The sequence below is a fragment of the Bifidobacterium sp. N4G05 genome (assembly GCF_002742445.1).
In the GTDB taxonomy this organism is placed as follows: domain Bacteria; phylum Actinomycetota; class Actinomycetes; order Actinomycetales; family Bifidobacteriaceae; genus Bifidobacterium; species Bifidobacterium hominis.
The window spans coordinates 1-12019 of sequence record NZ_NJNQ01000010.1 but is presented as its reverse complement, the minus strand read 5'-3'; the positions used below and the strand labels follow the sequence as shown (position 1 = coordinate 12019).

General features: G+C 56.5%; 10 protein-coding genes and 1 tRNA gene. 4 read left to right on the top strand and 7 right to left on the bottom strand.

The window, feature by feature from the left end:
* Positions 1-39: 39 nt before the first annotated feature.
* Both CE153_RS08390 and CE153_RS08385 read right to left on the bottom strand, forming a co-directional pair.
* Positions 40-112: transfer RNA gene (locus CE153_RS08390), tRNA-Ala, on the bottom strand.
* 161 nt (positions 113-273) lie between these two features.
* Positions 274-960: a DedA family protein gene (locus tag CE153_RS08385; RefSeq protein WP_099595862.1), complete on the bottom strand. Its 687-nt coding sequence runs from the start codon at positions 958-960 to the stop codon at positions 274-276.
* Between the two features lie 433 nt (positions 961-1393).
* Between CE153_RS08385 and rsmI the strand changes: the two genes are divergently transcribed.
* Complete coding sequence (gene rsmI / locus CE153_RS08380; protein ID WP_442861974.1) at positions 1394-2368, top strand: 16S rRNA (cytidine(1402)-2'-O)-methyltransferase; 975 nt, start codon at positions 1394-1396, stop codon at positions 2366-2368.
* 118 nt (positions 2369-2486) lie between these two features.
* Here the strand turns inward: rsmI and CE153_RS08375 are convergent, their stop codons facing one another.
* Together CE153_RS08375 and CE153_RS08370 are read right to left on the bottom strand one after the other, a co-directional pair.
* Positions 2487-2825, bottom strand: coding sequence for a variant leucine-rich repeat-containing protein (locus tag CE153_RS08375; protein ID WP_236824519.1), 339 nt, complete (start codon positions 2823-2825; stop codon positions 2487-2489).
* Positions 2809-3435, bottom strand: a complete 627-nt coding sequence (locus tag CE153_RS08370; RefSeq protein WP_099595860.1) for a hypothetical protein — start codon at positions 3433-3435, stop codon at positions 2809-2811. The genes CE153_RS08375 and CE153_RS08370 overlap by 17 nt, the downstream gene beginning before the upstream one ends.
* 216 nt (positions 3436-3651) lie before the next feature.
* Between CE153_RS08370 and metG the strand changes: the two genes are divergently transcribed.
* The 3 genes from metG to CE153_RS08355 all read left to right on the top strand — a co-directional run bounded on the left by metG (position 3652) and on the right by CE153_RS08355 (position 8731).
* Positions 3652-5514: a methionine--tRNA ligase gene (gene metG / locus CE153_RS08365; protein ID WP_099595859.1), complete on the top strand. Its 1863-nt coding sequence runs from the start codon at positions 3652-3654 to the stop codon at positions 5512-5514.
* A 196-nt stretch (positions 5515-5710) separates the two neighbouring features.
* The gene (locus tag CE153_RS08360; protein WP_099595858.1) at positions 5711-7846 is read left to right on the top strand and encodes a glycoside hydrolase family 2 protein; all 2136 of its coding nucleotides are present in this window, start codon (positions 5711-5713) and stop codon (positions 7844-7846) included.
* 258 nt (positions 7847-8104) lie between these two features.
* Complete coding sequence (locus CE153_RS08355; RefSeq protein WP_236824518.1) at positions 8105-8731, top strand: TenA family protein; 627 nt, start codon at positions 8105-8107, stop codon at positions 8729-8731.
* Between the two features lie 13 nt (positions 8732-8744).
* Here CE153_RS08355 and CE153_RS08350 read toward each other — a convergent pair whose 3' ends face one another.
* The 3 genes from CE153_RS08350 to CE153_RS08340 all read right to left on the bottom strand — a co-directional run.
* Positions 8745-9869 (bottom strand): ROK family protein, encoded by a 1125-nt coding sequence (locus CE153_RS08350; RefSeq protein ID WP_099595857.1) that lies wholly within the window; start codon positions 9867-9869, stop codon positions 8745-8747.
* Between the two features lie 699 nt (positions 9870-10568).
* Positions 10569-11573 carry a carbohydrate ABC transporter permease gene (locus CE153_RS08345; protein ID WP_099571545.1) on the bottom strand — a complete coding sequence of 335 codons (1005 nt, stop codon included), beginning with the start codon at positions 11571-11573 and terminating at the stop codon, positions 10569-10571.
* A 58-nt stretch (positions 11574-11631) separates the two neighbouring features.
* Positions 11632-12019 (bottom strand): carbohydrate ABC transporter permease (locus CE153_RS08340; protein WP_143433111.1); only part of this gene is annotated, 388 nt, incomplete at its 5' end.

The window sequence follows — 12019 nt, the reverse complement described above, 5'->3', positions numbered from 1 at the left end:
AAAAAGCCCGCTGCGGTGGAATGAATGCAGCGGGCTTAGTGGAGCCGACGGTAGTCGAAACCGCGACCTCTTCGATGCGAACGAAGCGCTCTACCAACTGAGCTACGGCCCCATGTCTTAAGACAACTCTCGTGATTCTAGTACGAGGTCTGTACTAATGCAATTCCCGATGGTCGCGTGTTGCTATGATTTCTATGAAAAGCATACGAAAATGGCGTCTTCCGAATGATCGAAAGACGCCATTTTCACCAAGAAAAGGAGGGAAACGAAAGATCAGGCTTCTACGGTTTCGGTAGAAGCTTTCTTCTTACCGAATTTAGCCTTGAGCAGGCCGACGATCGTAGGAATCAGCGACAGCACGAGAATCGCAATGATGACCAGCTCGAAATGCTTTTGTACGGCCGGGATGCCGCCGAAGAAGTAGCCGAGCAGCGTGAACAGGGTGGACCAGCACAGGCCGCCGAGTACGGAGAACGGGGTGAAACGGCTCCAACGCATGCCGGAAATGCCGGAAATGAACGGCATGAACGTGCGGATGAACGGGAAGAAACGGCCGAGAAACACGGCGAGCGGGCCCCATTTTTCGATCATGCCTTCGGTTTTGGCGAGGCGTTCGGGGGTCATGGCCTTGACTTTGCCGGATTCGATGATGCGACGGCCAAAGAAGTGGCCGATCCAGTAGTTGCACTGGTCTCCGATGATCGGCGCGCACCAGACCACGGGCAGCAGCGCGAACAGCGGTAGCGCGGAAACGCCGGTCTGGGCGTCGGGCGCGGCGAAGAAGCCGGCGGCGAATAGCAGGGAGTCGCCCGGCAGGAACGGGAAGAACACGACGCCGGTTTCGACGAACACGATCAGGAAGATGAAACCAAGCGTAGGGGCGACGCCCATAGAGATCCAGCCGGCAATCGCGGTGCGTGGATCCTTGAGCAGGTTAATGAAGAAGTTGATAATTCCCATGGAATGCTCTCTGTGAGTACCTTACATCTAAACATTTAAAATTACGTGGTTCAGGCTTCCTTTGGCGGTTGGCCTGAACTTCCGCACGCCTGCGGAACCAATGTCAGCCTACCAGCGGCCCTCTAATGCAGCGCTTAGTAACGCCCGACGGGTGGTAAATCTGCACAAACAGGCGCAAAGTGTCAACTTCGCTCGACAATGAGGATACACGGCGTGCGCTCGTGGCGTGAGCATGCAATTGCAGGAAGATTCTTCCAGTCACTGGAGGAATCTTCCCGTTTTTAGTCTTGTGAGCGTCCGGATTCCTCCAGTGACTGGGGGTTTGGGTTGGTGTTGGGCTTGCGGGCGGGGTGATTCTTCCAGTGAGCGGAGGAATTGGGACGCTGGGAGGGCTGTTTTCCTTTGCGTTGGATAGGCTGAAGGCATGGAACGCATGAATGAGCGCGAATGCGAAGACAAGCGCGAACGTGAAGATGAAAACGCAGACGGCGATGTGGGACTTGACGCTCTCGTGAGCGGAGCCAACGTTCCGCAAGGCACGGTCGTGCTGGCGGCCACGCCGATCGGCAATACTGCCGACGCTTCCGCACGCCTCATTGCGCTGCTGGAGCGCGCCGACATCGTCGCAGCCGAAGACACCCGCCGTCTCTATGCGCTCGCCAACCGTCTTGGCGTGCATGTGAACGGCCGCGTGGTGGCCTACCACGATCATAACGAGCGAGACAAGTCTGATGGTCTGCTTGACCAGGTGGAAACCGGTGCGACCGTGCTGGTCGTGTCCGACGCGGGTATGCCGACCATCAACGATCCAGGCTTGGCGATTGTGCGTCGCGCCATCGAACGCGGCCTGCCCGTCACCTGCGCCCCCGGCCCGTCCGCCGTACTGGACGCGCTGTGCCTGTCAGGCCTGCCGACCGACCGATTCTGCTACGAAGGGTTCCTGCCCCGCAAGCATTCCGAACGCGTGCAATACTTGCGCACGTTGCGTTCGGAGCGCCGCACCATTGTGTTTTACGAGACTTTGCATCGCATCGACGATGCCATGGCCGACCTGCTTGACGTGTTCGGTCCGAACCGCAAGATGGCGCTTTGCCGCGAACTTACCAAGGATTTCGAGCAGATTCGCCGCGGAACCATCGCGCAGATTCGCCAAAGCGTGATCGACGAGCCTCCGCGCGGTGAAATGGTGTTGGTCGTCGCCGGCGCTTCCGAAGAAGAGGCCGATACCGCGGTCCCCGCGTCGCTGAGCATAGAAGACTTGGCGGTACTGTCGATCGACCGTGCGCGGGAAGACAATCTGCGCATCAAAGACGCGATTTCGCAAGTCATTGCCGAGCACCCCCTTGCGGACGGCTCGCTCGCCAATCGCAAGCAGGTCTACAACACGGTTCTTGCCATGAAAGAGTAAGCTTTTCGCATTGTCTGCCGTTCGGTGATCGCTTGCCACACGATCGCTTGCCGCGCGATTGCCTGCTGCGTACTTGCGATTGCGTTGTTGCGTTGTAGTCACTTGTGATTGCGCTACCTTAGCCATCATGCGCAATCGCATCTAATGCGTGCGATTCCAACGATTCCAGCAGTATTTGCAGGGAACGTGCCACATCCGGTCCGTCGACTTGCGCAAGATATTCCAGCATCGCAGGTGTTGCGGAAGGATTGGCAATCAGCCATTTGCGCAGTCGAGGCGCATATTCCGCGATATGCCAGAGCACGTCCTGTGGGGTGCCGGGACTGCACGCCACCAGTGGCGTCAACGGAATCGGGGGAGATGGCGGGTCGACCAGCGGTTTTGGCCGTGGCTTGGGCTGGTATGGCGGTACTTTGCGCCTGCCGTGCGCCTTATGCCTGCTATGCGCCGCGCACATATTCGGCATCCTTACGGTTCATACGGTCTTCGCAATCCTTACGGTTCCCGTGTTCGTAACCTCTGCCGTCAATCGCAAGAATGTAATTCCGTGCCTGCGGAGCGTTGCGAATATGCTTCGCATCTTCCATGATTTGCATGCAATCGTTGGAACGAAAATGAAATTCCTGCATAAGCATGCAGATGATTTCAGAAATCTTCGATTCCGTTTCGGGGACGCAGTTCAGCGCCAGATCACATGCGGTGCGAACGGGTGTGGTCACGGTGATTGGGCCGACCTTAATGGTGTGCTCGGATGGTGCGACGCGGTTGAAAACGTTGATTTTTCGCCCGTATCGCAGCGTTCTGTAGTGGGCTTTCGCGATGATGTCTATGGAGTCGGGGAACGTGCCTCCCAGCCAGACCCATGCGGCGGTGCGCGCACATGCCACGGAACGGCTTGGCAATAGTGTCGCGATGATGCATGCCCGCCCGTACAACGTGTCCGAATCATGGCTTGAGTAGGCGTTCGCGCTGTCGAGCTTGCACAGCGCGCCGGATGAGGCCAACAGGTTCAGGCACATCGGTCCCGGAAGGTCGTCGTTGCCCAGAAGGGGTGGTGAAGTGTCCATGGGCGGTACAGTAGCGGATTCGATTCCTTCCTCGCCACTTTCCCCGAAAATCTGTGGATATGTGGAAAATGATTGTCGCACAATGCAACAATGTGAATAAATCGGCAGATATTCAAACAATCGAAATCAACAATCGCACGTCAGTCCTCCAACAAAAATCCAACTACCGAAATACATTGAAAATGCGGGATATGGAGGTTTGTATAATCAGGCACCATGAGTCATATTTTGGTGAATGTTGCTTGGCCGTATGCTAACGGCCCCCGTCATATCGGTCACGTCGCCGGCTTCGGCGTGCCCTCCGACGTGTACGCGCGTTACGAGCGCATGAAGGGCAATGACGTGCTGATGGTGTCTGGCACCGACGAGCACGGCACCCCGATTCTGGTGGAAGCCGACAAGGAAGGCGTCAGCGCACAGGAGCTCGCCAACCGTTACAACCGTGTGATCGCCAAGGATCTGTGCGATCTTGGCTTGAGCTATGACCTGTTCACGCGCACTACCACCGGCAACCACGAGCAGGTGGTGCAGGAACTGTTCAAGCAGTGCCTTGCCAACGGCTACATCTACAAGGGCACCCAGAAGGTTGCCATCTCGCCGTCCACTGGCCGCACTCTGCCTGATCGTTACATCGAAGGCACCTGCCCGATCTGCGGTGCAGACGGCGCCCGCGGCGACCAGTGCGACGCCTGCGGCAACGAACTCGACCCAGACGAGCTTCTTAACCCCGTTTCCAAGATCAACGGCGAAACCCCGCGTTTTGAGGAAACCGAACACTTCTTCCTCGACCTGCCGGCGCTCGCCGAAGCCAATCTCGCATGGCTGAAGACCCGCGAAGGTTGGCGTACCAACGTCATTAACTTCTCCATCGGTTTGTTCAAGGAGGTCAAGCCACGTGCCATCACGCGTGACATCGACTGGGGCATTCCCGTTCCGGTTGCCGGCTGGATCGACAATCCGAACAAGAAGCTGTACGTGTGGTTCGACGCTGTGATCGGCTACCTGTCGGCATCCATCGAATGGGCTCGCCGCAAGGGCGATCCGGAAGCGTGGCGCGCATGGTGGAACGATCCGGAAACTCCGGGCTACTACTTCATGGGCAAAGACAACATCACGTTCCACTCCCAGATCTGGCCGTCCGAAATGCTCGGCTATAACGGCCAGGGATCCAAGGGCGGCGAAACAGGTAAGCTTGGCCCGTTGAACATGCCGGAGCAGGTTGTGGCTTCTGAGTTCATGACCATGGAAGGCAAGAAGTTCTCGTCTTCCCGCGGCATTGTCATTTATGTGAAGGATATTCTCGCCCGTTACCCTGTGGACGCCGTGCGCTACTACATTTCCGTGGCTGGTCCGGAAAGCTCCGATTCCGACTTTACGTGGGCTGAGTTCGTGCGCCACAACAACGAGGAGCTTGCCGCTTCCTGGGGCAATCTCGTCAACCGTGTGGCCAACCTGATGAACAAGAACTTCGGTGAGATTCCGGCGCTCGACGAGAACGAAATGACCGATGAGGATCGCGCTCTGCTGAGCGAAACCAAGGCCGCGTTCAACACGGTCGGTTCGCTGATCGAGAACCATCGTCAGAAGAACGCGTTGAGCGAAGCCATGCGCGTGGTCGGCGACATCAACAAGTACATTTCCGCCACTGAACCGTGGAAGATCAAGGACAATCCGGCTCGCCTCGGCACCGTGCTGCACGTTGCCGCCCAGGCTGTGTCTGACGCGAACCACCTGCTGGCCCCGTTCCTGCCGCATTCCGCGCAGAAGGTGTGGGAGGCTCTTGGTGGCACGGGCACGTTCTCGCCGCTGCCACGCTTGGAGGAGGTTGAGGATCTCGACAAGCCGGGCTTCATGTACCCGATCATCACCGGCGACTACAAGCTGGGTGAAACCGTGCATCCATGGGCTTCCGAGCCGATCGTGGCTGGCGCTCCGGTGCCGAAGCCGCATCCGATTTTCGCGAAGATTCCGCCGGAGGCCGTTGAAGAGGAGCTTGCCCGTTTCGATTCCGAACTGAAGGCTCGTCGTGAGGCTGAAGCGGCTCGTTTTGCCGCTGAAAAGGCCAAGCTGGAAGGCTGATTCAGCTGATATATTTCAGATGATTTGCTTGATTGCCGGTGCGGGAACTTACGAAGTTCTTGCACCGGCTTTTTATATCTGACGGTGTAATCCAGATTGCATCGATTTTGAATCCGTGAATCGTTATTTCTCTTTGCCATTCCTCTCGTTACAATGAGGAAGTTGAGGGAAATGCGATGCTGCAGGGAGGACTCTTATGTTGGACGTCAAGCGAGTGCTGAAAGCCGCGCCTACGAAAATGCGTTCTCAGGAGCCGCTGCAGCAGTTGTGGACGCCGTGGGGTGAGCAGATCGCCAGCGAATGGCTGTCTTCCAACGCGGCACACAAAGCGTTCTGTCCTACGAAAGATGGCGAACGCAAACTGAAAAACGGCCGCACGCCAATCCTGAACGAACATCCGCGCTCAACCATGGTGCGCAGCAATCACACTATGCTCAACGGATTCTGGGATTACGCGATCGTATCCATTCCCGAAAGCGACAACGGCTCGAAATGGCGCAAATCCACGACTGTACTCACCCGTGACGAAGCGGTGCAGGCAGTAAAGGAAGCGGCCATTCCTGAAACCTTCGATGGAAAAATCCTCGTGCCCTTTTCGCCGGAATCCGCGCTTTCCGGCGTACATCAAACGATTTATCCCGACAATATGATCTGGTATCGCACGATTGTGCACCCTGTCACGCTTGGGGGAGAGGAAGCGGTTCGGCAGATCGGGGATGCGAATCGTTTGATTCTGCATTTCGAAGCGGTCGATTACGTGTGTGCCTGCTTTATCAACGGGCAGTTTGCTGGGTTGCATGTCGGGGGCTATTTGCCGTTCGATGTTGATATTTCGGCGTTCGTCGATCCCGATGATGCTTTCGAGATTGCGTTGTGCGTGTATGATCCGAACGATTCGGGCACGCAGATGCGTGGCAAGCAGAAGATCGAGCGCGAGGGTATTTGGTACACCGCGCAAAGCGGCATTTGGCAGAGCGTGTGGATGGAGATCGTGCCGGAGGCGTACATGCAGACGCTCACGCTGAAGGGCGCTGCGGACGGCAGACTGTTCATTCGCGCAGAAATCGGCGGAGACAAGCCGAACGCCAAACTGCGTATCGTCGTAACGGATCCTGCGGATGGCACGATTGTTACAGACGAGCGGTTTGCGGCCGGCATGCGCAAGGTGCGTACGGAAATCGCAACGCGGGCCGAGCACTTATGGTCGCCTGAAGATCCGTATTTGTATGACGTGACGGCGACGTTGGAATTTGGCGCTGCGAAATCGCAAGAAAAGCAGGAGAAGCAGGAAAAACCGCAAGAAAAGCAAGATATTGTGCACTCGTATTGCGCATTCCGAACGGTTGAGATCAAGCCTGATTTGAAGGGTGTTGCGCGATTCCATCTCAACGGCAAACCGCTGTTCCTCAAGGGTGTGCTCGACCAAGGGTATTGGCCGGACGGCTTGCTGACCGCGCCGAGCGACGAAGCGCTGATTCATGACATAACCGCCATGAAGGAATCCGGCTTCAATATGTTGCGCAAGCATATCAAAATCGAGTCCGCACGCTGGTACTACCATTGCGACCGTCTCGGCATGCTCGTATGGCAGGATGCGGTGTCGGGCGGCGGCGAATATAACGCGTGGACCACGAATCGCAAGCCGACGCTCATGCGCACCACGTGGAACAAGTACCGCGACGACACGGCGAAGCATTTTGCGGCGCTTGGTGCCGACGATTCGACGTACCGCCGTGACTGGTCGCGCACCTGCGATGCCATGGTGCACATGCTTGCCGGCCATCCGTCGATTGTTGCGTGGGTGCTTTTCAACGAGGGTTGGGGGCAGTTCGACGCATGTGATGCGGCGGAACGCATTCACGCGCTTGACCCGACGCGTCCGATTGACGCTACAAGCGGTTGGTACGATCAGCGTTGCGGCGACTTCCATAGTGTGCACAACTACTTCCGTCCGCTGGAAATCTACCCTGATAAGGGGCCGTTGCGCGGGTATGTGGCTGAATATGAGAAGAGGCACAAGAGGCGTCGTCGTGCCGCGCATTATGCGGTGTTGCCGGTGGCGCAGCATGGCGTTCGTGCGTTCATGATTTCGGAATTCGGGGGATTGGCGCAGTTGGTTGCTGATCATGCAGCGGTTTCGCGAGCCTACGGTTATGGCGAATACGATTCGATTGAGGATTGGCGCGCTGCCGTCCGTTCCGTGCTTGCTTCGGCGGAATCGCTGGAATCACGCGGATTGGCGGGCTACGTGTACACGCAGGTTTCCGACGTCGAAGAAGAGCTCAACGGCCTCCTGACCTACGATCGCCGTCTCAACAAATTCGTGCAATGATTCGCCAAGATTGAGCGTGCGGTCATGGAGGCCTTGGCGGCCATGGAAGTGGTCTGCCTCTTGCGTTTCGATGGCACGTTCGGTACGTTGGAAGCGGCGGTCGTTATGACTGCGCTATACAAAGCGATCCAGAGCGGGGCGTGGTAAGTTCGCGTCGGCCGCACTAATCAAGGGGGTCTTATGACCGTGAATCATGTTCCAGAAGCACCACAGTCCGCAAGCGGCGATTATGCATGGCTGGGGGCTGAGCCTGGTTCTGTGGCCGATCAGCTGTACATGTCGGCTGCTGATGAATGGAATCAGGCCATCAATTCACGTTTTGTGAATGAAATGCTGGATGATACGCTTCCGGAATCGATTTTGAAATCTTATTTAATTCAGGATTTCAAATTCTTTAATCAAGGAATCATGGCGCATGCAATTGAACTTGCGCCACGTCAGGAAACCAAAGATATGCTGGCAAAACAATCGCAATGGTTTGCTGATAATGAGGCAACATATTTTACGGGATTCCTTAAGGAATATGGAATTACCGATGAAGAATACAATAATTCCGAGCAAACTCCGGCAAATCGCGAATATTGCGAATATCTCACCAAACTGGTTCAGGGAACGTGGGAAGAGCTGATCACCGCGCTGTGCTGCATGGAATGGATCTATCTCGCTTGGGCCAAGCGCACCATTGATGCGGGTGTTATTCAGCAGATTCCGGCGCACAAAGGCTGGGTTGATTTGCATGAAGGCGATCATTTCCGCGCTTGGACGGGTCGCCTGATCGCGCTCGTCAACGAGTATGCGTCGGTGGACGGCTCGGAAGCCGAAGTGTTCCGCACCATCGTGCATCTCGAGCGCCGTTTCTTTGAGGATTCCTACCCGCGGCAGTGAGCGGTGGCCGGGGCTATGCGTCGCCGATGAGGGAGCCGCGTTCGTGGATTGTCGGAACTAGTGTGCGGATTACGATGGTGGCTTGGCCTCGCAATGTGAGATCCTCGCCTTGCCTGCAACGGTGAATTTGCGGCGCTTTCTGATAATCCGTGGTCATGGTGCGCCTGATTTCATCTTCCATTGCGTCGATGAATTGAGCATTGACGATTTCCGGCGCCCCGTATATCGAAATGTCACGCAGATCCAGCAGTCCGGTCGGTATGGCCATGACGCGACCGAGCAGAGCGCCCGCTTCGGCGAGAATGCGCGTACGTGAGGCGGGATCCTGCGCGATGCGTTCTTGCAATCTGTCGTCGGAAACCAACGATTCAAGGCAGCCTCGTTTGCCGCATTCGCAGGTCGGTCCATTTGGGTCGACCACCACATGCGCGATTTCGCCGGCCGTGGAGGAGCTACCTTCGATGATGACGTCGTTAAGGCATAGTGCGGCACCGACGCCTCGTCCGATGGAGATGAGCATGGAATTGGGGGAGCAGTCGCCGAAGAATCGTTCCGCCACAAGCGCGGCGTTGGTGTCGTTGCCTACCAGTGTGGGCACTCCGGTGGCGTTTTCCACCTCGGCTTTCAGCGGCAGTTCGTCCCACTCCAAGTGCACGGATTTGCGCACTACGCCGTCGGGTTCCACAATGCCAGTCACGGCGATGCCGATGCCGAGAATCGGCAGTGGCGTTGAGGCGATGAGCTGCTTGCACAGGCCGATCACGTCCTCGACGCTGCAACCGTTGTCTGCAGGAAGTTCGGTGCGGTCCACGATTCTGCCGGAAAGATCCGCCAGCGCTCCTTTGGCGAGTTTCGGATTCGACAGGTCGATGGAAACGATTCGCCAGAAATCAGTGTCGATGGCGAGTACTTGCGAACGTTTGCCACGCCCCTCGCGATTGTCTGGTCCGAGTTCGCGCAGAATGCGATTGTCGACCATTTCGCCGGTCACTTCGCTGGTGGTGAAGCGTGAAAGTCCGATGAGTTTGCCGATGTTGGCTCGTGATATTTGCGTTGCGGGGAATAGTTGCTTGAATGCGGCGGTGATATTGCTGATTCGAATATCGGAAGGTGATGCCTTTGTCTGAGTGCCGCTCACGGTGTCCTCGCTTTCCTGTGTGGGGCTGATACATATTGTAGTTTGCCGCGATGCAAGCGTGTCATGTAATTTTTATTGTCAATAAAGATTACTAAACAGGAGTGCGTGGTAGTTTTCGAAATCTTGCGCGCTCTGGATTTCGATAGTTCTCAGTGAAAGATTAGTTCACCTCCTTGGGATGTCGTCGAACATATACGGATTAACGGCATCGATGGCATCGATTATTCTCTTAGTGGTATCGAGGTCTACATATGAGCATTAGCCGATATTTGGCTCGTCTTTTTTCATCTATGTGAGGTAGTTTATTTCGGTGCTGCCCCTCTGGTTCTTATGCGTGGTTATTTATGCGCTCGAAAGGTTTAAATCTTGGCCCCTCGCGGTGCGCCTTAGTCCCTAGTCGTACTGCACGCCATCTTTTTGGATCTTAAGTCACAGTCTCACCGCCGTTTCTGTCTGCAGTGCCCATGCCAGCACTTTAAACTGTGCCGCCATAAAGCTTCCTGTTTTTACGCATAACGAGACCGCACCTTCGGCCATATGGATCTGAATTACTTCAGCTTTGCAGCCGAAGTGCGTCTCACAATGGGGAACAACTATCGCGATTTGTGAGGAAGGTCCGCCAGATCATGTATATGCGTATGGCCCGTACTTGTAGTACGGGCCATACTTTTCGTTCCATGGCTGTGGCGTAGAAATGGATTATTCCTTGACCGCACCCGCGGAGAGGCCGGACTGCCAGTACTTCTGCAGGCACAGGAACGCGATGACCAGCGGGACGATCGTGATCAACGAGCCCGTGATCACCAGATTCTGGATCGCCTGACCGCCAGCGGTGCTCGCCTGGTCCTTCCACTGGTTCAGGCCGATTGTCAACGGATACCAGTTCGAATTTTTCAACATGATCAACGGCAGGAAGTAGTTGTTCCACGTCGCCACGATCGTGAACAGGGCCGTCGTAACGATGCCCGGAGCCAACAGCGGCAGGGACACCTGGAAGAACGTGCGGAGCTCCGAAGCTCCATCAACTCGCGCGGCTTCAAGCAATTCCGTCGGAACCGCCTGCTCGGAGAAGATCCACATCAGATACAAGCCAAACGGGCTGATCAACGATGGAATGATCATGGCCCACGGCGTGTTCGTCAGGCTGAGCTTGGCGAACAGCAGGAACTGGGGGACCGCCAACGCGATGCCCGGCACGCTGATCGCGCCGATGATGACCGCGAACACGGCCTTGCGGCCCGGGAAACGGAACTTCGCCAGCGCGTAGCCGCCCATGATGGCCAGCAGTGTCGCGCCGCCCGCGCCCACGACCACGTACAGGAGCGTGTTGAGCAGCCAGCGCCCGAAGATGCCGTCCTGGTAGGTGAACACGGTCACGATGTTGTCCCACAGGGCGAACGTGTGGCCGAAGCCCAGACCGAACGTGGACGTGAAGTCGGCCTGCGTCTTCGTGGCGTTGACCAGCAGGTACACGAACGGGAACAGGCAGTACACCGCGAAGATCGCGCATACCAAGGTCAGCAGCTTGCTGCGCCTCGGGTTCGACACGTTCGCGAAACCGGACTTCGCCGCGCGTCTGCGCTCCGCCTTCTCATCCATTTCCACGCGCTTCAAGCGTGCCCTCTCGGCCTTCCTTGCGGCTCGTTCCTGCTCTTTAAGCTCTTGGGGAGTCATATACCCCGTCGACATCGCAGTATCGCTCATGATTGTTATGCTCCTTGAAAAATCCGTGTCCTATGCAGATGACGTACGCCCCAAGGCGTTACTTCATCTGCTCCTTCATGCTGTTGAGCTGCACCGCGTACGCGATCGCCATCGTGATCACGGCCATCGTGATCGCCAAGGCGGCGGCGTAGTTCGACTGGTTGCCCGCGAAGCTCAGGTTGTACGCGTACATGTTCGGCGTGTAATACGTGGTGATCGAGTTGCCCGGCACCATGTTCTGCAGAATGCTCGGCTCGTTGAACAGCTGGAACGAGCCGATGATCGAGAAGATCACCGTGATCGCGAGCGATCCCTTCAATTCGGGCAGCTTGATGGACTTGATGATCTGCCATTCGCTCGCGCCGTCAATGCTGGCGGCCTCGTACAGCGAGTGCGGGATCGTGGACAGCGAGCTGTAGAAGATCAGCATGTTGTAGCCCGTGAAC

Excerpts from the sequence above, each read along its gene's own strand:
- CE153_RS08385 (WP_099595862.1), bottom strand. The coding sequence starts at position 960 with ATGGGAATTATCAACTTCTTCATTAACCTGCTCAAGGATCCACGCACC.
- CE153_RS08375 (WP_236824519.1), bottom strand. The coding sequence starts at position 2,825 with ATGTGCGCGGCGCATAGCAGGCATAAGGCGCACGGCAGGCGCAAAGTA.
- CE153_RS08360 (WP_099595858.1), top strand. The coding sequence starts at position 5,711 with ATGTTGGACGTCAAGCGAGTGCTGAAAGCCGCGCCTACGAAAATGCGT.
- rsmI (WP_442861974.1), top strand. The coding sequence starts at position 1,394 with ATGAATGAGCGCGAATGCGAAGACAAGCGCGAACGTGAAGATGAAAAC.
- CE153_RS08345 (WP_099571545.1), bottom strand. The coding sequence starts at position 11,573 with ATGAGCGATACTGCGATGTCGACGGGGTATATGACTCCCCAAGAGCTT.
- metG (WP_099595859.1), top strand. The coding sequence starts at position 3,652 with ATGAGTCATATTTTGGTGAATGTTGCTTGGCCGTATGCTAACGGCCCC.
- CE153_RS08370 (WP_099595860.1), bottom strand. The coding sequence starts at position 3,435 with ATGGACACTTCACCACCCCTTCTGGGCAACGACGACCTTCCGGGACCG.